This is a genomic window from Anaerofilum hominis (assembly GCF_014287275.1).
GTDB classification, from domain to species: Bacteria; Bacillota; Clostridia; order Oscillospirales; family Ruminococcaceae; genus Pygmaiobacter; species Pygmaiobacter hominis.
In genome coordinates this window covers 1,091,379-1,116,988 of record NZ_JACONZ010000001.1, presented here as the reverse complement: position 1 = coordinate 1,116,988, position 25,610 = coordinate 1,091,379, and the positions used below count along the sequence as shown (strand labels likewise).

Below are 25,610 nucleotides of genomic sequence, written 5' to 3'. Positions count from 1 at the left end.
CCTTTCGCAGCCGGCGGGGGCGGCAAAGCCCCCAACAGCCGCGGCCCCGGACGGGGCCCGGGCCCTGCCGCAGCGCCGCGGCGGAAAAGGCGGTCCTCTCGATGTTTGAAACAGCTTCCGGGTGCGTCAGCCAACTTTTGTTAAGGGGGTCCTAAGAGTATGAACTACACACAGGAGAACATCCGCAACCTGCTGATCTCCGGCCATGGCGGTTCAGGCAAGACAAGTCTGGTCGAGGCGCTGGTCTATTATACGAAAGGAACCGACCGGCTTGGGCGCACGGACGACGGGAATACCGTGTGCGATTTTGACCCGGAGGAGATCCGCCGCAGGGCCTCCCTCTCGCTGGCGCTGGCGTCAGCCGAGTACAGCGATACCAAGCTGAATCTGATCGACGTCCCCGGCCTGTTCGATTTCGAGCTGGGCATCCATGAGGGGATGCCGGCCGCCGACGGCGCGGTGATCTGCGTCTCCGCCCGGGACGGGCTGGAGGTCGGCAGCAAAAAGGCCTATAAGCTGGCCCATAAATATCACAAGCCCACCATGTTCTACGTCTCCAAGATCGACGTCGAAAACGCTGATTTCTACAAAGTGTTCGAAGAGCTCAAGGCCGAGTTCGGCCCCTCTATCTGCCCGGTGGTCGTGCCGGTGGAACAGGCCGGCGGCCGCATCTACATCAATCTGATCAAAATGGAAGCTTACAGCTATGTGGGCGGCGTGGCCCACACTGTGCCGATGCCCAGCTTCGGCCACCGGCTCGACGGCCTTGTGGAGGCCATGAGCGAGGCGGTCGCCGAGACCGACGAGGAGCTGATGGAGAAATTCTTCTCCGGCGAGGCGTTCACCCAGGAAGAGCTGCAGCGCGGCGTCAAGGCCGGCATCAAGGCGGGCAGCATCACCCCGGTGTTCTGCGGCAGCTCCACCAAGCTGGACTGCATCGACGCGATGCTGCATTATATGAAACACCTCATGCCGTCCCCTGCCGAGGCGGGCGCGGCGCAGGGCGAGAACGCGGACGGCGAGCCCATCGAGCTGGCCTGCGACGCGGCGGGCCCCCTGGCGGTCTATGCATTCAAGACCGTGGCGGACCCCTTTGTGGGCAAGCTGAGCTATGTCAAGGTGCTCTCCGGCGTGCTGAAAGCGGATTCGCCGGTGGTCAACAGCCGCACGGGTGAATCAGAGCGGCTGGGCAAGCTGCTGTTTATCCGGGGCAAAAAGCAGATCGACACCGACGCCATCTGCGCGGGCGACATCGGGGCCGTCACCAAGCTGGCTGCGACCAAGACGGGTGATACCCTCTGCGCGCCGGGCAAGATCTTTAAGCTGCCTGCGCCCGAGTTCCCGGTGCCCACCTATTCCATGGCGCTGAAAGTAAAACAGAAAAACGACGAGGGCAAGATCTCGGGCGCTATCGCCCGGCTGATCGAGGAGGACTGCACCCTCTCTTACAAGATGAACACCGAGACACTGCAGCAGGTCATTTCCGGCCTGGGCGAGCAGCATCTGGACGTGGTGGCCAGCAAGCTGAAATCCAAGTTCGGGGTGGAGGTAGAGCTGACCCAGCCGCGCATCGCCTATCGCGAAAGCCTGCGCAAAAAGGTCAAAAAGCAGGGCCGCCACAAAAAGCAGTCCGGCGGGCACGGCCAGTTCGGCGACGTGTGGATCGAGTTTGAACCCACCGATTCCGAGGAGCTGGTGTTCGAGGAGAACGTCTTTGGCGGCGCAGTGCCCAAAAACTTTTTCCCGGCAGTGGAAAAAGGCCTGCAGGAGGCCGTAGCCCACGGCGTGTTGGCGGGTTACCCGGTGGTCGGCCTGAAAGCCACCCTGGTGGACGGCTCTTACCACCCGGTGGACTCCAACGAGCAGTCTTTCCGCATGGCGGCCAAGATCGCCTATAAAGCGGCCCTGCCCGAGGCGGGCCCCGTCCTGCTGGAGCCCATCGGCGCGCTGAAAGCGGTGGTGCCGGACGCGGGCACCGGCGATGTGATGGGCGAGGTCAACAAGCGGCGCGGCCGGGTGCTGGGCATGAGCGGCAGCGGCGACGGCATGCAGCTGATCGAGGCCGAGGTGCCCATGGGCGAGATGCACGATTTCACGACCTTTATCCGCAGCCTTACCCGCGGCGAGGGGTCTTTCACCTTTGAGTTTGTGCGCTATGAGCAGCTGCCCTCCCAGCTGGAGGGCAAGGTCGTCGAGGAGGCCAAGAAATTTATGGACCGCTCCTCGGACGACGACTGAGGCAAAGCCTCCCCTGATTTTGCTTTCCCCTCTTCTCATACTCCTCTCTTAACAGCCGCGGGGCCCCTCTTTCGGGAGGGGCCCTGCGGCTGCGCAGAGGGTATAAGGCGGCGGGGGAGCGCATATACTGAGATGTGCCGACCGGGCCGCGGGACCCCGCGCCTGGAAAAACATACCTGCGGGCAGCAAGCTGTAAAATTGTAAAAGACGCCCACTGCACTTGACATGGAGAGGCTTCTATACTATAATACATCTTACTGTTTAGCCGGGGTGAGGCGGACCCTCTCCCCGGTCTTTCGCATATTATGCGGGCGGTGGAGTGAACCCCGCCGCGGAGGAAAAGGAGACAGGATCGTGAACAACAAAGAAATGGTCGTCACCGCCGAGGGCCTGAAAGCCCTGGAGGACGAGCTGGAAGAGCTGAAAACAGTCAAACGCAAAGAGGTCGCGGAGAAGATCAAGGTGGCGCGCGGCTTTGGGGACCTGTCTGAAAACAGCGAATACGACGAGGCGAAAAACGAGCAGGGCCTGGTGGAGAGCCGGATCATCTTTTTGGAAAAAATGCTCAAAAACGTGCGCGTCCTGGACCACAGCGAGCTGACCAACGACCAGGTCATGGTCGGCAGCCGCGTCAAGGTCAAGGACGACGACGGGGACGTGGACGAGTACAGCATCGTCGGCTCCACCGAGGCGGACCCGATGGAGGGCAAGATCTCGGACGAGAGCGCAGTGGGCAAAGGCCTGCTGGGCAAGCGCGTGGGCGAGATCGCCGAGATCACGGTGCCCAGCGGCGCGGTCGTCCACTACGAGGTGCTGGAAATCTCCACCGCGCAGTGACCGCCCACAGACGGCAGATACGGGGGGCGGCGCTGCCGCCCCTCTTTTTTGGTTCATGCCGGGCCGGGAACGGGCCGCGTCTGCGCTGTTTGCCGCAGGCCGCGGGGCAGAGCTTTCCGGCAGCTGCCCAAGGCGGGCGGCAGACCGGCGCGGGGAAGTAAAAAGGAGGCGCAATATGGAAGAGAAGGGACAGGCACAGCAGGGCGCGGAGCTGCTGAAAAAGGCGCAGGACGCGGTACAGGAGGCGGCGGCCGGGGTAAAGGCCGGCGCCAAAAAGGCGGCGCAGAAAGCCGCCGAGGCGGGGGAGGAGCTCTCCGCCGCGGCGTACAGCGAGCTGCTGCAGATCCGCAGGGACAAGCTGTCGGCCCTGCGCGAGGCGGGCTGCGACCCGTTCCGGCAGACCAAATACCCGGTAGACGCCCACGCGGCCGGCATCAAGGCGGATTTTGCCGACACGCCGGAGGGCGAGACCGGCAAGACCGTGTCGGTGGCGGGCCGCCTGATGAGCAAGCGCATCATGGGCAAGGCAAGCTTTGCCGAGCTGCGGGACGGCTCGGGGGATATCCAGATCTATCTGCGCCGGGACGTGGTGGGCGAAGAGCCCTACGCGGCCTATAAAAAATATGACATCGGCGATCTGGTGGGGGTGACCGGCGAGGTCTTCCGCACCAAAATGGGGGAGATCTCGGTCAAGGTGCACGCCATTACCCTGCTGGCAAAATCCCTGCTGCCCCTGCCCGAAAAGTTCCACGGCCTCAAGGACCGGGAGGCCCGCTATCGCCAGCGGTATGTGGACCTGATCGTCAACCCGGAGGTCAAGGACACCTTTGTCAAGCGCAGCCTGATCCTGCGCGAGCTGCGCAGCTATCTGGACGGCAAGGGCTTTCTGGAGGTGGACACCCCCATCCTCACCCCGTTTGAGATCGGCGCCTCGGCGCGGCCCTTTATCACCCACCACAACACGCTGGACATGGATATGGTGCTGCGCATCGAGACCGAGCTGTACTTAAAACGCCTGATCGTGGGCGGCATGGAGCGGGTCTACGAGGTGGGGCGCATCTTCCGCAACGAGGGCATGGACCCCAAACACAACCCCGAGTTCACCACCATCGAACTGTACCAGGCCTTTACCGATTATTTCGGCATGATGGACCTGGTGGAGGAGATGATGAAGACCGTGGCCCAAAAGGTCTGCGGCAGCCTGGTGGTGCCCTACCAGGGCCAGCAGATCGACCTGTCCCACTGGGAGCGGATGACCATGGTGGAAGCGGTGAAAAAGTATGCCGGGGTGGACTTTGCCGCCGTGGCCGGCGACGAAGAGGCGGTCGCCCTGGCCAAAGAGCATCACGTGGAGCTGCCCGAGGTGCCGACCCGGGGCGCGATCCTGGCCGAGTTTTTCGACGCTTTCGTCGAGGACAAGCTCATCCAGCCCACCTTTATCTATGATTACCCGGTGGAGATCAGCCCGCTTGCCAAGCGCAAGCCGGACGACCCCGCTTTTACCGAGCGGTTTGAGTATTTCATCAACGCCACCGAGTTTGGCAACGCGTTCAGCGAGCTGAACGACCCCATCGACCAGAAAGGCCGCTTTGAGCGGCAGGTGGCCGAGCGCAAAGCGTTGGACCCCGCCAGCAGGGCGCAGGTGGATTACGATTACGTCACGGCGCTGGAGTACGGTCTGCCGCCCACGGGCGGCCTGGGCTTCGGCGTGGACCGGCTGGTGATGCTGCTCACCGACTCGGCATCCATCCGCGACGTGCTGCTCTTCCCCACGATGAAGCCGCTGGAGTGAGCGTCCCTCCGTGGAATCCACGGTTTGCACGCCGCTGAAAACGAAAAAGCGCGGTTCGCGGCGCTTTTGGGCAAGCGGCACGACAAGTGAAAAAAGTCCCATCATAAAGAACTCCCCCGCTGTGAAAGCAACAGCGGGGGTTTTTTTATATTTTAACAATAGAAATGCTCAAGCAACAAAGCAAGGTTATTCAAAGGAATGGAAATGCGCATACACGGCTTGGAGCGGGAAAAATGCAGAGATTTGTTTATTCAACGCCCTGCTCATACTTATTGATCGGACTTAACCCCTTGAAGATCTCATCATACTGAGTATTCAATACGGTCCTCAAAGCGATCAGGTCGCTAATAAAAATATTTCTTGCGCCGGTTTCAATTTGGGCATAGGTTGACTGTAACATTGGCCTGCCCAATGAGGCCATCCTTGCACAAACGTCATTTTGGGTCAATCCCCGCATTTTCCGTATCCTTTGTAGATTATTGCCTATGCTTATATCCTGCAAGATCTTGGCCATTGTGCATTTCTCCTTTTTTATCACTATCCAGTAATTTGTAATTGATTTTAGCACATTTAAAAGTTGCGATTATAACTAGATAGTGATAATCAAAGAGGAGAAAACCAAGATGGAAAAAGAAAATAGCCGGATGAAACAAACGGTTAAATTCCTGAAATGGATAAGACAATACAGCGGTTGGTGGTACTTGATCTGCACGCCGAATGACAAACACATGAACCCTGAAATGATGAAAATGCTAATGGAACGGCTTGACAAAGCGGCTCTGTATGAGTTGATCTTTGTCCTGATAATGGTGCACCGCAAGGAGCCGTTTGCGGATAGCTTCATCAAATCTGTACTTTTGGATATGCTGATTGCCCGATGGGATATCGATAAGGAAGAAATCGTCAAGAAGTTTATTGAGCATTTGCAATAAAGAAGAACTGAAATAAAGTATTAGATTTGCTATCGCCCTAGCACCGGCCGGGCCGCGGCAGCGGGGGCGATGTGAAAAAAGCAGAGGAAAAAGCGGCAAACGCGCCGGTCCACGCCGGTCCCGCGGGCGAAAAAGGAGCAAAACACAGCGGCGCGGCAGTGTTGCGTTTTATGGCGGCTTTTGCTATACTGAGTCATATATATGTATGTGAGCAATTTGCGTTTTGCCTTTTGCTGCGGGCATTTCCCGCAGGCGCGGGCTTGAAAAAAACAGGACGATCCCCCCGGGTCGCACGGAACAGGCGGTTGAAGAATGGAAAACAGACAGGGAACGGCGCAGGCCGGGACCGATGCGTCCCACAGGCCGGAAGCGGTATGCCCGGCGGTGCTGGACACGCTGCGCACGGGCATGATCTGCTGCCTGCTGGACGAGGGGCTGACTTTCCGTTGGGGAAACGCCGCCTTTTTCCGCAGCATCGGGTGTTCCAAAGAGGAATTCTGCGCCCGCTTTTGTGATCTGCGGCAGTATTACGCGCAGCTGCCAGACGAGTTCGCCGCCATCCGGCAGGCGGCGGCGCGGGCGCTGCGCGAGGGCCGCTCCGATATCGGGATGACCGTCCGCCTGCCCCTTTGGGCGGGCGGGTCTTTCCCTGCGCGCCTTTGCGGCACCGTGGGGGAAGACCCCTCCTCCGGCGCGCCGGCGCTGCGGGCGGAGCTCACCGCCCTGGAAGCGCAGCCCCCGCAGGAAGAGGCACAGCAGCTTTGCCGACAAAAGCTGCAGTATTTTCACTGGATGCTGGACGCCTACGAGGGGAACGTCTACGTCAGCGATATGGACACCTATGAACTTTTATATGTGAACCAGCGCGCCTGCGAGGTGCTGGGCGCGCCCGCGGTCCGGCTGACGGGCCGCAAGTGTTACGAGGTCATCCAGGGAAGAAGCTCCCCCTGCCCTTTCTGCACCAACGACAAGCTGACCGCGGATGCCTTTTACGAGTGGGAATTTCAGAACCCGGTGCTGGAACGATCCTTTAAGATCAAAAACCGCATCATCGACTGGGACGGCCACCGGGCGCGGCTGGAGCTGTCCCACGATATGTACAGCACGGAATACAAGCTGGCCAAGAAAGATCAGGAGCGGGACGCCCTGATCCGCAGCGTCCCCGGCGGGCTGGCGCGGGTGGACGGCCGGGATATGCGCACGGTGCTCTGGTACAGCGGCGGGTTTCTGGACCTGATCGGCTATACCAAAGAGCAGTTTGAGCAGGAGCTGCACTCTCAGTGCACCTATGTCCACCCGGAGGACATCGAACACGCCGCCGAGGTCATGCGGCAGTCAAAGGTGACCGGCCAGCCCACGGCAGTGGAGGGGCGCGTCGTCACCCGGGACGGCACTGTCAAGATTTTCATGATGACCTACAGCTACGTCAGCGGGGAGGACAGCTGGGACGGCATTCCCTCTTATTACAGCGTGGGTGTGGACGTGACGCGGGAGCGGCTGGAGCAGGCCCGGCAGCGAGAAGCGCTGGAGGACGCCTGCAAGGCGGCGCAGATCGCCAGCGATGCCAAGACCAACTTTCTCTCCTCCATGTCCCACGATATCCGCACCCCCATGAACGCCATCATCGGCATGTCGGTCATCGCGCAGGCAAACCTGCACTCCCCGGAAAAGGTACAGGACTGCCTTGCCAAGATCAGCATCTCCAGCCGGCACCTTCTGGGTCTCATCAATGAAGTGCTGGATATGTCCAAGATCGAGAGCGGAAAGATCGACCTGCTCTCAGAGCGGACGTCGCTGCCGGAGCTGATCGAGGACGTGATGGACGTGTTCCGTCCGCTGGCCGCCGCAAAGCGGCAGGAGCTGCAGATCAACGCCGACCATGTGCGGCACGAGACGGTCGTCACCGATCAGAGCCGCCTGCGGCAGGTCCTGATGAACCTGCTGTCCAACGCGGTCAAGTATACCCCGGAGGGCGGCTGCGTCGGGCTGCGGGTGCGCGAGGTGCCGTCCTTTGCAAAGGGCAGGGGACAGTACGAGTTCCTTGTCACCGACAACGGGATCGGCATGTCCGAAGCGTATATCCCCCACATTTTCGAGCCCTTTTCCCGCGCGGAGGAGGCAAAGGCCGGCCGGGTCCAGGGGACGGGGCTGGGGATGGCGATCACCCAGAACATCGTGCGCATGATGAACGGCACCATTGAGGTCAAAAGCGCCCTGGGCGAGGGCAGCCGCTTCCTGGTGGCCGTCTCTTTCGAGCTGTGCGAGGAGGCGGAGGAGAACGACGGAGAGCTGTGCGGCCTGCCGGTGCTGGTGGTGGACGACGATCAGGCCGTCTGCGAGAGCGCCGCAGAGATCCTGGAGGAGCTGGGCATGCGCAGCAGCTGGGTGCTGTCGGGCGAAGAGGCGGTCCGCCGCGCTGCGGACGCCCATGAGGCGCGAGACGACTTTTTTTCCGTGATCCTGGATTGGAAGATGCCCGGCATGGACGGGCTGGAAACGCTGAAAGCCCTGCGGGAGAAGCTGGGCGCAGACCTGCCCATCATTGTGGTGTCGGCCTATGATTACTCCGCTATCGAGGAGGAGTTCAAAAGGGCAGGGGCGGACGCGTTTATCACAAAACCGCTGTTCAAGTCCAAGATCGCCCACACCTTTCATCAGTTCTGCCGCAGCGGGCGCGCCGACGCCGCGGCCCTCCCCGCCGCCGCGCCGCCGTCCAGCCTTGCGGGCAGGCGGGTCCTGCTGGTGGAGGACAACCAGCTCAACCGCGAGATCGCGGCCGAGCTGCTGGAGATGCAGGGCCTTGCGGTGGACGAGGCGGAAAACGGCCGTCTCGCAGTGGAGCGGTTTGAGGCCTCCGCGCCGGGGGAATACGACTGCATCCTGATGGATATCCAGATGCCGGTGATGGACGGGTATCAGGCCGCCGAGGCGATCCGCTCCCTGCGCCGTCCCGACGCCGGGACCGTGCCCATCCTGGCCCTGACCGCCGATGCGTTTGCCTCCGATATCGGCAGGGCGCACAGCGCGGGCATGAACGACCATGTGGCAAAGCCCATCGAGATCGAGCGGCTTTTGGAGGCCCTGCAGAGATGGATAAGATAGACCCGCCAGGCCGCACGGCGCGCGCTTTACGGGCGGACGGCGGCGCGCGGGGCTGCACCGTGGCGCCGGGGCTTTCTGCGGGAGGCCTTTTTTCGGCAGGCGCGGCGGCATGTCCCCGCGCGGTGCTGCCCGTCCTCACGCGCCCTGACGGCGGTTCTCCGGCGCCGGCCCGCGCAAGGAGCAAAGGGGCGGTTTTCACTTTTTTTACAGTCTGCATTTTACAGAGCCGGTGGCCCGGCGGCCCGTCAGGGCGGCCCGCGGTCCCGGTGGGGTGAGGCGATCAAACATGAAAAGACTGCTCAAAGGGCTCAGCCCGGAGGGGGAAGCCCTGCTGAACCTGATCCCGGGCGGGGTCATGCAGTGCAGAAATGACGAAAGCTATACCATCGTTGCGGTCAACGACGGCTTTTTTGAGCTGTTTGGCTTTACGAGGGAAGAGCTGGAGAAGCGGTTTCAAAACCGGTTCCTCGAGATGATCCACCCGTCGGACCGGCAGAATTTTCTGCTCGAGGTGGACCGGCAGCTGAACAGGGGCAGCCGGCTTTCCCTCAGCTACCGGGTCGTATGCAGAGACGGAAGCTATAAGTGGACCGCCAGCAGCGCCCAGCTGTTCGGTGACGAGCGGGAACAGCGGTTTTTCTGCATTTTTCTGGACCTCACCGAGGTGCGGGATGCGCAGGAAAAGCTGCGCCTGTCTCTGGAACACCTGGAGATCATCATGAACCAGTCCTCGGATATCATCTTTGAGTGGGACCTCGCCGCGGACGAGATCACCTTTTCCCCCAACTGGCTGGGAAAGTTCGGCTATGCGCCCAATTATGACCCCAGCCTGCAGAAAGAGGAACTTCTGCGCCATTTTCACCCGGATGATGTCGAGCCCATGGCCGCGCTGATGGAAGAGATCAAAAAAGGCGCGCCGAATTCCATCATCGATGTGCGCATCTGCACCGCAAAAAAGCGGTATCTCTGGTGCCGGGTGCGGGCGGCCACTCAGTACGATGCGGAAAATAAGCCGCTGCGGGCCGTGGGCACCATCTCGGACATCGACGAGGAAAAACGGATGATGGAGGACCTGCGCCGCCGCGCGGAACTCGACGCCCTGACCGGGCTTTACAACCACGCTGAAATGGAGCGCAGGGCCCAGCAGTATCTGGAGGGCAACCCGCAGACGACCTGCGCCATGTTCATCATCGACGTGGACAATTTCAAACGGGTGAACGACGGCCAGGGGCATCTGTTCGGAGACGCGGTCCTGACCGAACTGGCGGCCGGCATGAAAAGGCAGACCCGCAAATCGGACGTGATCGGCCGCATCGGCGGGGACGAGTTTGCCGTCTTTTTAAAAGATATCCCCTCCGCGCAGATGGCGGAAGAAAAGGCCCAACAGCTTTTGGACCTCTTTGAGCATCTGTTCCAGGGGGAAAAACAGCCCGTCGAGGTGACCTGCAGCATCGGCCTGGCCCTTTACCCGTGGGACGGCAGGGACTTCCAGACCCTGTACCACCGCGCGGACCTGGCGCTGTACCAGGCAAAAAGCCTGGGCAAAAACCGCTGCGCCCGTTTTGACCCCACCAGCATGGCGGCGGTGGAGCGGATCGGCTATTCCTCCCTGGGCGCGGCCATCGACTCCAACCAGGGTGCGGGTGGGAACGGTCTGGTCAACTATGTGTTTCAGATCCTGTACGACGCCGCCGATATCGACGCCGCCGTCGGGACCATTCTGGAGATCGTGGGCAGGCGCTTTGACGTGAGCCGCGCTTATGTGTTTGAGAACAGCGACGACGGAAAATATGCCGACAATACCTATGAGTGGTGCAATGAGGATATCGCGCCGCAGAAAGCCTTTTTACAGCATTACCCCTATGAAAAGGTCAAGGGGTATCAGGACCTGTTTCAAAACGACGCGGTTTTTTACTGCCGCGACATCCATGCCCTCACGCCGGAACAGGCGGCCCTGTTCGAGGCGCAGGGCGTCTGCTCCACGCTGCAGTGCGCGCTGTATGACGGCGGCGGATTTCGCGGCTTCATCGGCTTTGACGAGTGCACCGGTCTGCGCATGTGGAACAAAGAGGAGATCGGCATACTTTCGCTGGTGGCCCAGCTCCTGACCACTTTTCTGCTGAAAAAGCGCGAGGCGGACCGCAACGAGCAGATCATGGTGCAGCTCAATACCATCCTGGATATGCAGGACGCCTATATCTATGCCATCCGCAAGGACACCTATGAGCTTTTGTACCTGAATCACAAGACCCTGCGGCTGGACCCCGCGGCAAGGGCGGGCATGACCTGCCACAAAGCGTTTTTTGGGCGGGACCTCCCCTGCGAGAGCTGCCCGCTGACCGGCGCCACAGAGTTTTATAACCCCCAGTATGACGTGTGGACCCGCGTGCAGTTTTCCACCATGAAATGGGGCGACAGCGACGCTTACCTCATCAACTGCGCCGATATCACAGAATATAAGCGGATGCAGGCGCCGGGGCAGTAGACCCGCTGCGGCCTGTGCCGCGGGCTGCGCGGCTCTGCGCGCAAAAAACCCTGTGGGACCGGGATCCCGCAGGGTTTTTCTGTCAAAGGGGGGCGTCCGGGGCTTCGTCGTCCGGGAGCAGGATGGTCTCGGCGCCCGGCACGCCGAGCCGGGACAAAAGACGAACGGTCCAGCGCAGTTCATACAGCACAAGCGATTCCAGAACGGCCGCAAAGCGGGGAAAGTCCCCGGCGCGCAGCGCCCCGGTCAACTCGTCAAAGTAGGGGTCGTACAGGGCGTTGATATCCGCCTGGCTCCCTTTCAGGCCGCGCAGCGCGTAGCCCCAGAAAAACTGCCGCAGCAGCTCGGCGTAAACGGTGCGGATGGCCTGGCGCGGGGCGTTTTCGGCGATGCGGTCCAGAATAAAATAGGACAGCACTTCGCCCCGCCGCCAGCGTCTGTGCGCCTGCAGCGCGCCGCACAGGTCCTCCGCCGCGCCGCGGCTGAGGCTGGACAGCGTGAGCAGGCTCACCTCTTTGCAGGATAAGGCGAGGATCTGCAGGCTTTCGGCCATATCCAGCAGCCGCCGCTGAAGGACCGGCCTGGTAAAGTCGCTGTTCTCGGTGGCCTGTTCAAACGGCAGCACCCAGGTGCCCACATAGCGGGCCGACTTGATGGCCCCGACGCTGTGCAGCAGCTCCAAGGCCCTGCGGACCGTGCTCACCGAGACGCCTTTTTGGGCCGCCAGTTCCTGCTGCGGGGGAAGCAGCCCGCCGGCGGGATAGACGCCCCGGCTGATCGAGATGAGAAGCTCCATGGCAAGGGAGTAACGCAGCTGCCCGCTTTTTTTGTAGGAGCTCCAGGTGAAGCTGACCTCATCGCAGGCGGGCCGGGTGATCCTGGCCCCGTAAAAGCGGGAAAGCGCAGGGGACAGCTGCCCGACCGACCGGTCCAGCGCCGCGCGCAGCGCGGGCCAGTCTTTGGCGCGGCAGAGGGACAGGACCTGCGGCAGATAATCGGCGGAGCGGTCAAAATAACGCAGATTTTCTGGGATGCTGAAAAAGGGCGCGTGCAGGAACATGAAAGCCTGCCAGGCAAGGCGGGTGAGCAGCGGGTTTCCGAGGGCGCTGTACTTTTGGTCCAGATGCTCCAGCATCGCATAGGGGGCCGCCGCAGCCTCTCTGTCCAAAAGCTCCTCCATGGCACGCAGTGTCTGGCCGCCGGCGTGCCGGAGCCCCACCCACTGGGCGTTGCCGAACAGCGGGAGCATCGCGTCTGCCAGGTCGGCCATCGCGCTTTTGCGCTGTGAAAAAAAGGTCTGAATAAAATTTTCCGTCTCCGCCGCGCTGTAGTCCGCTTTCACGGTGGCGCCCACGTTTTTGGACAGGGTGATATAGCCCTTTTCCTTGAGCTCCAGATAGGCGGCGCGGGCAGTGTCCACCGACACGCCGAGCTGTGCGCCGGCCTCTTCTATAGTGGGCAGTTTTTCCCCGCGGCGATAAGCGCCGAATTGGATCTGGGTGAGCAATACGTTATAGACGATCTTGTGCAGTTCAGCACCGCTTTTCAAAACAGGCCCCTCCATTTTTTTGCGGAAATCCGTTTTACGGCAATTTCAGTATAGCATTTTTTTGGCCGGCTTTCCACACGCGCGGCTCCTTCCCCGCGAACAGTTGCTATTTCGGGTTTCATTTGTTATACTGGGTCTAAATATGGATGTGAACAATAAGGCCGTTTTGGGGCTTTTTCGGACGCGGCCCCGCTTTTGCCAAAGCGGGTGCGGCTGCGCCCGACGCTTTGTTTTTTGCAGCCCTCCCACCGGCGCGCCGGCGGCGCGGGGCGGACGGGCCTTTATTTTTTGACAGCCCGAGGCGAAAGGGCGCAGCCGCGCCCCTCCGCCCGGAAAAAAGAGGTGGAAACAGCGCATGGCCGTGAAAAGAAAGATCCTCGTGGTGGAGGACAACGCGCTCAACCGCGGTATTCTGTGCGAGATCCTGAAGCCCGCTTACGATGTTGTGGAGGCGGAAAACGGGTGGCAGGCACTCGAGTGCCTGCGGCGGGACGCGGGCGGCTTTTCCCTGGTGCTGCTGGACATCGTCATGCCGGTCATGGACGGCTATGGATTTTTGGACGCGGTGCGGGACGACCCGGCCCTCGCCGCCGTCCCGGTCATCGTCACCACCCAGAACGACGGCGAGTCAGAGGAGGTCACCGCCCTGTCCCGCGGCGCCGCCGACTTTGTGGCCAAGCCCTACAAGCCGCAGATCATCCTGCGCCGGGTGGCCAACATCATCCATCTGCGGGAGACCGCCGCCCTGGTCAACGAGTTTCAGTACGACCGGCTGACCGGGCTTTACAGCAAGGCCTTTTTCTGCCGCCGGGTGGAGGAGCTCCTCGCCCAGAACCCGGACAAAAAATACGACATCATCTGTTCCGACGTGGTCAACTTCAAGCTGGTCAACGACGTTTTCGGCATCCCCGCGGGCGACCGGCTGCTGCTGGCGATCGCGCAGAGCTGCAAGGAGGATACGCAGGGCAGGGGGATCTGCAGCCATTTTCACGCCGACCAGTTCGCCTGCATCATCGAGCGCCGCTGGACATACGACAATGAGATGTTCCGGCGGTCCTGTGCCCGGATCAACGCCCTGTCCCAGACCCAGAACGTGGTGATCAAGTGGGGCGTCTACCAGGTGGAGGACCGGGACGTCCCGGTGGAGCAGATGTGCGACCGCGCGCTGCTGGCGGCCCACAGCGTCAAGGGACAGTATCAGAACTATTTTGCCTGTTACGACGACGTGCTGCGCAGAAGGCTGCTGCTGGAGCAGGAGATCGTCGACGGCATGGAGCAGGCTTTGGCGGACGGGCAGTTTGAGATCTACCTGCAGCCGAAATACCGCATTGCCGACGGCAGCCTGAGCGGCGCAGAGGCGCTGGTGCGGTGGAACCATCCTCGGTGGGGCCTGCAGTCCCCCGCGGTGTTCATCCCGCTGTTTGAGCGTAACGGGTTCATCACACAGCTGGATCAATACGTTTGGGACCGGACCTGCGCCGTCCTGCAAGGCTGGCGGGAAAAGGGGCTGCCGCCCTTGCCCGTCTCGGTCAATGTGTCGCGGGCCGACGTCTATAACGTCGATTTGACCGGCATCCTGACCGGGTTGCTGCAAAAATACGGGCTGGCGCCCGGCTGCCTGCATCTGGAGATCACCGAGAGCTCCTATACCGAAAACCCGCAACAGATCATCGACACGGTGAGCCGCCTGCGGGCGCGGGGCTTCGTCATTGAAATGGACGACTTCGGCAGCGGCTACTCATCCCTGCACATGCTGCACCAGATGCCGGTGGACGTCTTAAAGCTGGACATGCAGTTTATCCAGAGCGAGCCGGTGACCCCGGTCAACCAGGAGATCATGCGGTTCATCGTCAAGCTTGCCCATCTGATGTCGCTGAGCGTGGTGGCGGAGGGCGTCGAGACGGCGGAACAGCTGGAGCGGCTGCGCGCCATCGGCTGCGAGTATGCCCAGGGCTATTATTTCGCCCGGCCGATGCCGGTGGAGGCGTTTGAGCGGCTCATGACGGGAACAGACGCGTAAGGGCGGCGCGGCCCACACGCGGTACATAAAATGGAGCGGCCCGCGCCGCGCGGCTGCGAGGGCGCAGTTCCGGGGCCGGGGCCTTTCCGGGCAGGCGAGCCCGGGATGGGAGACCCGGCGGCTGGGAGACGCGCGGTGGCCCCGGGATGCGGCGGCGCTTTGACGGTGCGCGCCCCTAAAAGGCCGGCGGGGAAACTGGACTCTTGCCGCTTTGCCGGGCAGCGTATGCCTCCCGCAGAGGCGCGGGTCCCGGCGGCCGGCACAAGAGCGGCCCGGCAAAGCGCGCGGCCGCCGAAGTGGGTTTTGGACGGGCCGGCCCCATGCCGGCGGAAAAGGAGGGCGCAAAACGATGGCAAGGGAAGAACTTTCCACCCGGCAGCTCGCCGCCGTACTGGACAGCGTGCCGGCGGCCGTGCTGGTCAGCGCCGTGTCCGACCGGCGGCTGCTCTATGCCAACCGGCTGGCGCAGGAGCTGTTTCCGCGGGCGCAGCAGGACGGCGCGGCCTGCTATATGGCGGCGGGCTTTGACAGCCCCTGCCCGTTCTGCCGCGCCGGTGAGATGGACCGCTCACAGCTGCTGGTGCGGGAGTACCGGCACCCCGCCGACCAGCGGCTCTACCAGCTCAGCGGAAAACTCATCGACTGGGCGGGGGAAGAGGCCCACATCGAGTATATCCTGGACATCACCGACCGCAGGCGGGAGGAGGAACACCTCAAAAGGTCGCAGCGGGAGATAGCGGGGATGCTGGACGGGATCGCCAGCGGGCTGTGCGTTTACCGGGTCGGGCAGGACGGCATCCATCCGGTTTTCCACAACCGGGCCTTTTATGACATTATGGGCTATTCGGAAGAAAACCGCCGCCGGGTGGAGCGGCGGACCGAGTACCTCAACGTGCACCCCAGCGACCTGGGGCCCCTGAAGCAGAAGATCGAAGCGCTGCTTCAAAGCGGCGGCGCGACGCAGGCCACCTATCGCCTGTGGAACGACCGGCTGGGAGAGTATCGCTGGATCCATCTGGAGGGGACGCTCCCGGCCGGGAAAGACGGCGAAAAGCTGCTTTACGGCGTCTACAGCGACGTCAGCGTCCAAAAGCGGCTGGAAGAAGAATTGACCGCCGCCAATAAAAAAATGGAGAACATCATCAACGCCATCCCCGGGGGCGTGGCCATCTACAGGGTCTCGGATATCTTTGAGACGGTCTATTTTTCAAAGGGTGTGCCGGAACTCTCCGGCTATACCGTGGAGGAATACCGCGAACTTGTCAAGGGGGACGCCGCAGAGCTGATCTATCCCGAGGACGGCCCGATGGTGGTGCAAAAACTCCATGAGGCGGTCCGGGACCAGACCACCGCGGAGTTTGAGTTTCGCAAACAGCACCGGGACGGGCATGTGGTCTGGGTCCATGTCCAGGCGCGGCAGATCGGGGAAGACGGCGGTTTTCCCCTGCTTCAGTGCGTCTTTCACAATATTTCCGCCCTGAAAGAGACCCGGCGGGAGCTGGACCATCTGATCAACTCCATTCCGGGGGGCATCGCCAGCTATCGGGTGGAGGGCGGGCGGTTCATCCCCACCTTCTTCACCGACGGGGCGGCGGAGCTGGCCGGCTTTACGCGGGAGGAGTATGAAAAGCTGCTGCCGGGCGACGCGCTGGAATTTGTCTGCGAGCAGGACCGGCCGCGAGTGACAGCGGCTGCCCTGGCCGCCGTGGAGAGCGGCGAGGTCCTGGACATTTCCTACCGCACACGCCACAAAAACGGCGATCTGGTCTGGATCCATCTCAACGGGCGGCGCATGGGGCCGCGGTCGGAGGCGCCCCGCTTTTACGCGGTGCTGACCAACCTGATCTCGGACGCCGACGCGCTGGCCAGCGAGCACGCGGACGGGGTCTACGTCATCGACAGAGACACCTATGAACTGCTGTATCTCAATGAATCAAAGCGGCTGGATGTGCCCGGTGAAATGCGCCTGGGAGAGACCTGCTTCAAGGCCATTCAGGGGCTGGATGGCCCCTGCGGGTTCTGTCCGCTCCGGCGCTGCGGCCCGGACGAACAGGAGCACGAGATCGAGGTGGAAAAGACGGGGATCGTGTATACGGTCCGCGCCAGGGAAAGCGTCTGGAACGGCATCCCGGCCTATATTCTGTACCTGCGGGACGTGACGGAGGAAGTGCATGCCCGCCGGGAGAAAGAGCGGCTGGAAATGTATTTCCAGACCCTGGTGAAAAATCTGCCCGGCGGGATCTCGGTGCTCCGTTACGGGCCGGACGGCAGCATCACGCCGGAATATATCTCAGAGGGGTTTGCCGCCCTGGTCGGCATGACGGTGAAAGAGGCGGAAGCGCTGTACCGGGAGGATTCTTTCGCGGGCATCCATCCGGCAGACGTGCCGGACAGCCGCAGAAAGCTGGAGGCGTTCCGCAGCAGCGGGGCGGAGCACTGCGAGTTTTCGGCCCGGTTCAGGCGACGCGACGGAAGCTATATGTGGGTGCGCACCCACGTCTCTCTTCTGGCGGGCACGGACGGGGTCCAGCGGCTCTACTGCTCTTATACGGATATCGACCAGCTGGTGGCCGAAAAGGAACAGATGAGCCGGCAGTATGAGGAACTGATCCTGCAGCACTACCGCACGCCGGGGCCGGACACGCTGGTCCTGGGCCACTGCAATATCACGCGGAACCGCATTTTGGATATCCGGGATTTTACCGGCTCCCGGCTGCTGGAGGTTTTCGGCCGGGACCGGGAAAAATTTTTCACCGGCCTTGCCGGGCTGATCGTGGACGGGGAAGAGCGGCGCGCTTTTTTGGATACCTATCTGAACGCGCCGTCGCTGGCGGCGTTCACGCGGGGCGAAACGGAGCAGACCCAGAAGTGTTTTATCCGGCTCCCCCAGGAGCCCAGGGGCCGCTATGCGGAATTTCAGATGAACCTGGTGGAGACGCCGGGCACGGGGGACATCACGGGGATCCTCTCCGTGTTCGACGTGACCGACCAGGCCGTTTCCAAGCAGATCTTCCACCGGCTCTCGGTTACCAGCCATGACTATGTGGCTGATTTGGATCTCAGCAGGGACTCTTATACCCTCTTGGCCCGCAATGAACACGCCAGCCGGGTCCCGCCGCCGCACGGAAGCCACAGTGAGCGGGTGGCGTTTATGGCGGGCTCGGTGGTGGTGCCCCGGGACCGGGAGGCCTTTGCAAAAGCGCTGGCCCCGCAGGAGATCGAGCGGCGGCTGAGCGAAAGCGGCGCGTATACGATCTCTTATTCCGTGAAGGATGAGAACGGCGGCATCCGAACGAAAAGTACGACGGTCTCGGCCATCGACCTGCGGCTGGGTCGGGTGTCCCTAGTGTGCACCGACATCACCGGCTCGGTGCGGGAGCAGCAGAACCTGCTGAGCATGCTGGCCTATACCTTTGAGCTGGCGGGGATCGTCAGCGTCCGGGACGGCAGTTTCGTGATGTACACCCGGCAGATGGTGCTGGAAAACCTGCCCCCCTGCGTCAGCCGGGATTACCGCGCGGTGCAGGAGAACTTTGCGGCCGCCTATGCGCAGGAGAGTCAGGAGGAAGCGCGCCGGCAGTTCGGCCTGGAGACCATGCTGGAAAGGCTGCGCAGAACGCCCGCCGGCTACGAGTTCATCCTGCCTTTCCGGGGCGAGGGCGAGACGGAGCTGCGGTATAAGCAGATCAACGTGCTGTGGGGTGATCGAGGACGCGAGACCGTCTGCATGGTGCGGGCGGATGTGACCGAGGCCCTGGCGGCAGAGCGGCAGGCGAAAAGCGCGCTGGAAAAGGCGCTGGCCTCCGCCGAGGAGGCGAACCGGGCCAAAAGCGATTTCCTCTCCGCCATGAGCCACGATATCCGCACCCCGATGAACGCCATCATGGGGATGACGGCGCTGGCCCCGGCGCATCTGGACGACCGGGCCTGGATGGGGGAGTGCATCCGCAAGATATCGGTCTCCTCCCGCCACCTGCTCAGCCTCATCAACGACGTGCTGGATATGAGCCGCATCGAGCGGGGCCGCCTCACCCTCAACCCGGTGCCGCTCTCGGTCCCCCAGCTGACGGCGCGGCTGTCCGAGATGATGGAGGCCCCGGCAAGGGAGGCCGGCGTCGCGCTGACAGCGCGCACCTCTCAGCTTGCGCACCCCGCCTTTTACGGCGACTCGCTGCGCATCAACCAGGTCCTGATCAACCTGTTGAGCAACGCGGTAAAGTTCACGCCTGAGGGCGGCCGGGTCGAGCTTTTGACCGAAGAGCTCCCCGCAAAGACAGCGGGGCAGGTGCGTTACCGCTTCACGGTCAGCGACACAGGCATCGGCATGCCGGAGCCGTTCCTCAAGGTGATTTTCGAACCCTTTGCCCGGGCAGACGGCGCGTCGCGGGTCGAGGGGACCGGCCTGGGCCTGAGCATCGTGCGGGGCATGGTGGAGCTGATGGACGGCTCGGTCTCGGTGGAAAGCCGGCCGGGAGAGGGCTCCGTGTTCCGGGTGGAGCTGGAGTTTGAGCCCGCGCCGCAGGAGGCCGTGCCGGCCTGGGACGCGCTGGGCGGGGAAGCGCCCGGCGCACAGCAGCCCAAAGAGGGCGCCGCCTTTGCCGGCCGCCGTTTTCTGGTGGCGGAGGACAACGCCCTCAACGCGGAGATCCTCACCGAGATTTTGCAGGGCCTCGGGGCGCGGGCGGAGGTGCGCACGGACGGCGCGCAGGCGGTGCGGGCCTTTGAAGAAGCGCCGCCGGGCACCTACGACGCCATCCTGATGGATATCCAGATGCCCAACATGAACGGCTGCGAGGCGACCCGCGCCATCCGGGCGATGGGGCGCCCCGACGCAGAAGAGATCCCGATCATCGCCCTGACGGCCAACGCCTTTGCGGAGGACGTGCAGGCCACCGTCGAGGCGGGCATGACCGCCCATGTGGCAAAGCCCATCGACGTGGCCGTGCTGCGCGCGGCGCTGGACAGGGCTCTGGGCGGGCAGGGATAACAGAGAAAAAGCCCGCCGGCAGAAAGACCGGGCGGAGAAGAGCCGCGGACGGCCGCGAACGGGCCGGAAAAAGCGAGGAGTCGAAAGACAGATGCAAAAAAGCGTAAACGACAAACAGAGCTCGATAGAGCGCAGCCAGCGGCTGAGCATCGCCAGCACGGCGGTGCTCATCCTGCTGATGATCTGCTACCTGGTCATGACCATCAGCATTTCCGCCAGGCTGGCGGCGCAGACCGAGATCATCTCGAACCACCCCTTTGAGGTGGTGATCTCCGCCGGCGACGCAAAGCTTTATGTGTCGGAGATGAGCCTGCGCACCGGGCGGCTGGAGCGGCATCACAGTGACGAGGATATCCAGATCGCCGCAGACAAGCTGGAAGAACTTTACCTTCTGCTGGAAGAGCCGGTCGCCCGCATAGAGGACCTTTATCTCGGCGACGCGGAGGACGTCCGCGCGCTGGAGGCCACACTGGCGCTTTTAAAGACCGAACAGGACGGTTATCTGGCATTCTGCGGGCAGCCCGGCCGCACGGAGGGCGAGATCGAAGCCTACGCGCAGCAGCATCTGCAGCCCCTCTATGACCGGGCCCTGGGCCAGACGGAAAGCATCGTTGTCACCGCCCAGGAAAAAAAGGTGGGCTACGGCGTCACCGCGGAAACGCTGCGGGTCACCAACCTGGCCGGCTCCGTCGTGCTGATGAGCCTGATGGTGGCCGTGCTGGTGATCTCCCAGTATGTGCTGCACCGCCAGCGCAAAGAGCTGGTCTACCGCAGCAAGCTGTTCGACGACCTGTCGCTGAGCATCGACGATGCGTTCATCATCCGCAGCGCCGATACCGGCGTCATCAGTTACCGCGGGCTGAACCTGGAGCGGATCTTAGGCGGCCGGATGCCGGATGTGGAAAGCCTTTACCGGGGCCTGAACGACGAGGACGCACAGTTCTTCCGGGAGCGGGTCGGCGGCCCCCGCTTTTCCTCCCCGCTGGAAAAGCTGGTGGAATACACCAAGCCCAACAAGGAAAAACGCTGGATGCTGATCCGGGTCTACCGGGTGGAGGACATTAAGACCCCGCAGCTCATCACGGTGTTTTCCGACCGCACCGACGAGGTGCGCTCGCGGCAGGCCCTGCAGGAGGCCATGCTCACCGCAGAGCGCGCCAACGCGGCAAAAAGCGAGTTCCTTTCCCGTATGAGCCACGAGATCCGCACGCCGCTGAACGCCATCATCGGCATGACGACCATTGCGGCAGCCTCGGTCAAAGACCCGGCCCGGGTGGAGGACTGCCTGTCCAAGATCGCCTTTTCCTCCAAACATCTGCTGCTGCTCATCAACGACGTGCTGGACATGTCCAAGATCGAGAGCAGCAAAATGGTGCTGCAGAACGAGCCCTTTGACATTTTCGAGGTCGTCAACGGCTTTGTCTCCACCGTGTACGCCCAGGCAAAGGGCAAGGGGGTCGCGTTCAGCGAGACCATGGAGGGCTTTGGCGGGGACACCGTCTTTGTAGGCGACTCGCTGCGGCTCAATCAGATCCTTTTGAACCTCAGCTCCAACGCGGTAAAGTTCACCCCGCCGGGCGGCAGCATCCGCCTGGAAGTCTCGCGGCACAAAAGCGGCAGCACCACCGACGTGCTGCGCTTCATCCTGTCCGACACGGGCATCGGCATGACCGAAGAGGCGCTGGAGCGGGTGTTCCAGCCCTTTGAGCAGGCCGACGCTTCCATCGCAAAGCGCTACGGCGGCACCGGGCTGGGCATGTCCATCACCCGCAACCTCATCACCCTGATGGGCGGCCAGATCCAGGTGGAAAGCGCGCCCGGCGCGGGCACCACCTGCATCGTCGACCTGCCTTTTGAAAAGGGGCGGGAGAGCCGCCTGCCGGAGCCGGATTTTGAGCGCCAGGGCCTGCGGGCGCTGATCGTGGACGACGAGCAGCAGGTCTGCGAGCAGACCGCCGCCCTGCTGGAAAAGATCAAGATCGGGGCGGAGTGGCGCCTCTCCGGCGCAGCGGGGGTCGAGCGGGTCAAACAGGCCCACCGGGAGGGGCGGGACGTCGACCTGTGCCTGGTGGACTGGAAAATGCCGGACATGGACGGCGTGGAGGTGACCCGCCGCATTCGGCGGGAGGTGGGCAGCGAAGTGCCCATCGTCATGATCTCGGCCTACGACATCTCCGAGGTGGAACAGGAGGCGCGGGCCGCGGGGGTGAACGGGTTCCTGCCAAAGCCGCTCTACCGTTCCTCCGTCTACGCCGCCATCAAGGCCGCGCTGGAGCACAAGGGTATGCCGGACGCGGCCGCGCAGGAGCCGCCCGCGGGCGCGTCCCTGGCCGGCTTTCATCTGCTGATGGCCGAGGACAACACCCTCAACGCCGAGATCGCCGCCACGCTGCTGCGCATGAACGGGGCCCGGGTGGACTGTGTGGAGGACGGACGGCAGGCGCTGGACGCCTTTCTGGCCTCTGCGCCCGGCGATTACGACGCCATCCTGATGGACGTGCAGATGCCGGTCATGGACGGGCATGAGGCCGCCAGAAGCATCCGCGCCTCCGCGCACTCATCGGCGCGCACGATCCCCATCATCGCCACGACGGCCAACGCGTTCAGCGACGATATCTCCGCCGCGCTGGCGGCGGGCATGGACGCCCACGTCAGCAAGCCGCTGGACGTGGCGCAGCTGTGCAGGACGCTTTCAGACTGCATCCGCAAAGCGGATGGTTAAAAACGGCGGTGCGGGCCGCAGAGGGATAAAAGAGACGGAGGGGGCATGTGAGTGAAATTGAAAAAGCAGCTCAAAAATTGGGGCAGACGGGCGGCGGCCCTCTTTTTGGCGGCTTTTCTGGCCGCCGCGCCGGTGATCGCCGCCGCCGCGCCGGGCGAGGATGAGGCCCGCGTGCTGCGGGTCCCCTTTCCGCAGGTGCCGGGACTCACCGAGACGGCGCAGGACGGCAGCCGCCGGGGTTTGGTGGTGGATTACCTCAATGAGATCGCCAAGTACACCGGCTGGCAGTACGAGTATGTCGATACCGACGGCGACAGTATGGTGGGGGACTTCCTGGACGGCGCGTACGACCTGATGGGGGGCACCTATTACTCCCCCGGGTTTGAGGTGTATTTCGCCTACCCGGACTACAACATCGGGTACAGCAGATCGGTGCTGATGGCCCGGCTGGACGATGAGAGCGTTAGCAGCTATGATCTGCGCAGTCTGAACGGCAAGACCATCGGCGTCTATGAACGGGCGCTGGAGAACATCCGCCGTTTGAGGGAGTTTTTGTCCATGCATGATCTGGACTGCGAGATCCGCACCTACAGCTTTGAGCAGCTTGGGGAGAACGGCAAGCTTTACCCCTATCTGGAAAACGGCGAGGTCGACCTGCTGCTGGGCAACGGGTTCGAGGACCCGCAGCAGTTCCGCATCGTGACCTCTTTTGAGTCGCAGCCCTATTATATCGTGGCGCACCCGGGCGATCAGGAGATTTTGGACGGGCTGAACATGGCGCTGAAAAAGATCGCCGACTCCAACCCGAATTTCAGCGCGCAGCAGTACGCGGCCCATTTTCAAAACGAGAGGGCCGTCGACATCCGGCTCAGTGCGGCGGAACAGGAATACGTCCAGGGCCGCGGCGCCGTCACCGTGGCGATACCCGAGAGCTACCATCCGCTGGTCTGTCTCAATTCGCCGGACGGCGAGCACAGCGGCGTGGTGCCCGATATCCTGGACCGGGTGGCCGAGTTCACCGGACTCACCTTTACCTATATCCAGACGGACACCTACAGCGAAGCGGTGCGCATGGTGCAGCAGGGGGAGGCGGAGCTGCTCGGTTTTTATATGGGAGACGAGGACGAATCAGCCCGGCAGGGGCTGGCCCTCACCGCGCCCTATGCGGATATGAACAACATTGTGGTGCGCAACAAGGGATCCAGCTATCCGGCCGAGGGGCTGGTGGGCGCGGTCGCCGCGGACAGGACGCTGCCCGCCGGCATCGAGGCGGCGGAGGTGCGCACTTATCCCACCGTCACGCAGGCGCTGGAGGCGGTGAACGCGGGCAGGGCGGATTTCATCTACGGCCTTGCCAGCCGGCTGGAGCTGGATATCCAGCGCTATCACTTTTCCAATCTGGTGCCCGTGACGCTGGTCAACGACCGCAGCGACCTTGCCTTTGCGCTGCGGCGGCCCTGCGACCCCGATCTGCTGACCATCCTCAACAAGGCCGTCAACAGCCTGACGGCGCAGGAGCGCGCCCTGATCCTGGACCGCAACGTGATCTCCATCGGCGCCTCCGGCCTCTCGCTGCTGGAACTCATCAACGCCAACCCCGTGACCTTTATCGCCGTGCTCACGTTGTTTTTGCTGATGGTGGTGACGGCGGTGCTGATGGTCTCGCGGGCAAAAATGCGTTCCGCCGTCATGCAGAGCGAGCTGGAAAAGGCCGAGGCGGAGAGCCGGGCCAAAGGGGAATTCCTCTCGCGCATGAGCCATGAACTGCGCACCCCCATGAACGCCGTGGTGGGCCTGACCGACCTCACCGACATGATGGAGGGGGTCCCGCCCGGCGTGCGGCAAAACCTCTCAAAACTGCGCGCCGCATCCCACTACATGCTGGACCTGATCAATGACGTGCTGGACATGAGCCGCATTGACAGCGGCAAGCTGTCCCTTTCCAGCGAGCCTTTCTCACTGGAGGGCATGCTGGACGGGATACAGTCCATGATGGAGGCCGAGGCGCACCGCCGGGGCCTGACCTATACGGTGGAAAAGGAGATCGTCCACAGCGATCTCACCGGCGACGGTATCCGCCTGCGCCAGGTGCTCACCAACCTGCTTTCCAACGCTTTCAAATTCACCCCGGAGGGCGGTTCGGTGCGTCTGCAGGTGACGGAGCAGGCGGGGGACGGCGGACAGGCCGTTTTCACTTTCCGGGTGACCGACACCGGTATCGGGATCGAGCCGGGGGACCACAAGCGCATTTTTGAGAGCTTTGAGCAGGTGGGCCCCAGCCGCGCCAAAAGCCAGGGCACCGGCCTGGGCCTGCCCATCAGCAGAAGCATCGTGCAGATGATGGGCGGCGAGCTGCAGGTCGACAGCAGCCCCGGGCGCGGCAGCGAGTTCTGGTTCACCGTCGCCCTGCCCCTGGGCTGCCCGGGCCGGGACGATGCGGACGGGCCGGACAGGCGCCGGCCAGAGGAACAGCTGCTGGATGGCGTCACGATCCTGCTGGCAGAGGACAACGACCTCAACGCCGAGATCGCAGCCCAGCTTTTGGAGCTGCAGGGCGCGCAGGTGTGCCGGTGCGAGAACGGCCGGCAGGCGGTGGACCAGTTCGCCGGCAGCGGGCCGGGCGCGTTTCAGGCCGTGCTGATGGATATCCAGATGCCCGAGATGAACGGCCTGCAGGCCGCCCGGGCCATCCGGGCGCTGGAACGGCCGGACGCGGCGTCGGTGCCCATTGTCGCCATGACGGCGAACACTTTTAAAGAGGATGTGGACGCGGCCATGGACGCCGGCATGAACGGCTTTCTCCCCAAACCGCTGGACGTGGACGCCCTCTATCGCCTGCTGCACGATCTGCTGCGGGGCGGCGCTTCCCGCTGAAAATGCGGCGGGTAGCGGGTAAAGCCCGGGGGCGGCGCGTCCCGCCCGGCCCGGCATCCTTTGTCCGCCTCC

General features: G+C 62.8%; 12 protein-coding genes. 10 read left to right on the top strand and 2 right to left on the bottom strand.

Features of this window, described 5'->3' with window-relative positions; all coding sequences use genetic code 11:
- Nucleotides 1–159: 159 nt before the first annotated feature.
- The 3 genes from H8S23_RS04815 (at nt 160) to lysS (ending at nt 4,867) form a co-directional block, all read left to right on the top strand.
- Nucleotides 160–2,238 carry an elongation factor G gene (locus H8S23_RS04815; RefSeq protein ID WP_186887143.1) on the top strand — a complete coding sequence of 693 codons (2,079 nt, stop codon included), beginning with the start codon at nt 160–162 and terminating at the stop codon, nt 2,236–2,238.
- Nucleotides 2,239–2,592: 354 nt separating this feature from the next.
- Nucleotides 2,593–3,075 (top strand): transcription elongation factor GreA, encoded by a 483-nt coding sequence (gene greA / locus H8S23_RS04810; RefSeq protein ID WP_341479892.1) that lies wholly within the window; start codon nt 2,593–2,595, stop codon nt 3,073–3,075.
- Between the two features lie 175 nt (nt 3,076–3,250).
- The gene (gene lysS / locus H8S23_RS04805) at nt 3,251–4,867 is read left to right on the top strand and encodes a lysine--tRNA ligase (RefSeq protein ID WP_186887142.1); all 1,617 of its coding nucleotides are present in this window, start codon (nt 3,251–3,253) and stop codon (nt 4,865–4,867) included.
- 247 nt (nt 4,868–5,114) lie between these two features.
- Here the strand turns inward: lysS and H8S23_RS04800 are convergent, their stop codons facing one another.
- The gene (locus tag H8S23_RS04800) at nt 5,115–5,381 is read right to left on the bottom strand and encodes a helix-turn-helix domain-containing protein (protein WP_186887141.1); all 267 of its coding nucleotides are present in this window, start codon (nt 5,379–5,381) and stop codon (nt 5,115–5,117) included.
- Nucleotides 5,382–5,490: 109 nt separating this feature from the next.
- On the opposite strand from H8S23_RS04800, the gene H8S23_RS04795 reads away from it, so the two are divergent.
- From H8S23_RS04795 to H8S23_RS04785, 3 genes are all read left to right on the top strand, one after another.
- On the top strand, nt 5,491–5,799 hold the full coding sequence (locus H8S23_RS04795; protein ID WP_186887140.1) for a hypothetical protein: 309 nt from the start codon (nt 5,491–5,493) through the stop codon (nt 5,797–5,799).
- Between the two features lie 312 nt (nt 5,800–6,111).
- Nucleotides 6,112–8,901 carry a response regulator gene (locus H8S23_RS04790; protein WP_186887139.1) on the top strand — a complete coding sequence of 930 codons (2,790 nt, stop codon included), beginning with the start codon at nt 6,112–6,114 and terminating at the stop codon, nt 8,899–8,901.
- Between the two features lie 286 nt (nt 8,902–9,187).
- A complete protein-coding gene (locus tag H8S23_RS04785; protein WP_186887138.1) occupies nt 9,188–11,386 on the top strand; it encodes a sensor domain-containing diguanylate cyclase in 2,199 nt (732 codons plus the stop codon).
- Between the two features lie 82 nt (nt 11,387–11,468).
- Here H8S23_RS04785 and H8S23_RS04780 read toward each other — a convergent pair whose 3' ends face one another.
- Complete coding sequence (locus tag H8S23_RS04780) at nt 11,469–12,935, bottom strand: GntR family transcriptional regulator (RefSeq protein WP_186887137.1); 1,467 nt, start codon at nt 12,933–12,935, stop codon at nt 11,469–11,471.
- 355 nt (nt 12,936–13,290) lie between these two features.
- Here H8S23_RS04780 and H8S23_RS04775 point away from each other — a divergent pair, with 355 nt between their 5' ends.
- From H8S23_RS04775 to H8S23_RS04760, 4 genes are all read left to right on the top strand, one after another.
- A complete protein-coding gene (locus H8S23_RS04775; protein WP_186887136.1) occupies nt 13,291–14,955 on the top strand; it encodes a putative bifunctional diguanylate cyclase/phosphodiesterase in 1,665 nt (554 codons plus the stop codon).
- 349 nt (nt 14,956–15,304) lie between these two features.
- Nucleotides 15,305–19,942 (top strand): PAS domain-containing protein, encoded by a 4,638-nt coding sequence (locus tag H8S23_RS04770; RefSeq protein ID WP_186887135.1) that lies wholly within the window; start codon nt 15,305–15,307, stop codon nt 19,940–19,942.
- A 91-nt stretch (nt 19,943–20,033) separates the two neighbouring features.
- Entirely contained in the window at nt 20,034–22,664 is a 2,631-nt protein-coding gene (locus tag H8S23_RS04765; RefSeq protein ID WP_186887134.1) for a hybrid sensor histidine kinase/response regulator, read from the top strand.
- A gap of 51 nt (nt 22,665–22,715) precedes the next feature.
- Nucleotides 22,716–25,538 (top strand): ATP-binding protein, encoded by a 2,823-nt coding sequence (locus H8S23_RS04760; protein ID WP_341479891.1) that lies wholly within the window; start codon nt 22,716–22,718, stop codon nt 25,536–25,538.
- Nucleotides 25,539–25,610: the final 72 nt, after the last annotated feature.

Excerpts from the sequence above, each read along its gene's own strand:
- H8S23_RS04815 (WP_186887143.1), top strand. The coding sequence starts at position 160 with ATGAACTACACACAGGAGAACATCCGCAACCTGCTGATCTCCGGCCAT.
- lysS (WP_186887142.1), top strand. The coding sequence starts at position 3,251 with ATGGAAGAGAAGGGACAGGCACAGCAGGGCGCGGAGCTGCTGAAAAAG.
- H8S23_RS04800 (WP_186887141.1), bottom strand. The coding sequence starts at position 5,381 with ATGGCCAAGATCTTGCAGGATATAAGCATAGGCAATAATCTACAAAGG.
- H8S23_RS04795 (WP_186887140.1), top strand. The coding sequence starts at position 5,491 with ATGGAAAAAGAAAATAGCCGGATGAAACAAACGGTTAAATTCCTGAAA.
- H8S23_RS04790 (WP_186887139.1), top strand. The coding sequence starts at position 6,112 with ATGGAAAACAGACAGGGAACGGCGCAGGCCGGGACCGATGCGTCCCAC.
- H8S23_RS04785 (WP_186887138.1), top strand. The coding sequence starts at position 9,188 with ATGAAAAGACTGCTCAAAGGGCTCAGCCCGGAGGGGGAAGCCCTGCTG.
- H8S23_RS04775 (WP_186887136.1), top strand. The coding sequence starts at position 13,291 with ATGGCCGTGAAAAGAAAGATCCTCGTGGTGGAGGACAACGCGCTCAAC.
- H8S23_RS04770 (WP_186887135.1), top strand. The coding sequence starts at position 15,305 with ATGGCAAGGGAAGAACTTTCCACCCGGCAGCTCGCCGCCGTACTGGAC.
- H8S23_RS04765 (WP_186887134.1), top strand. The coding sequence starts at position 20,034 with ATGCAAAAAAGCGTAAACGACAAACAGAGCTCGATAGAGCGCAGCCAG.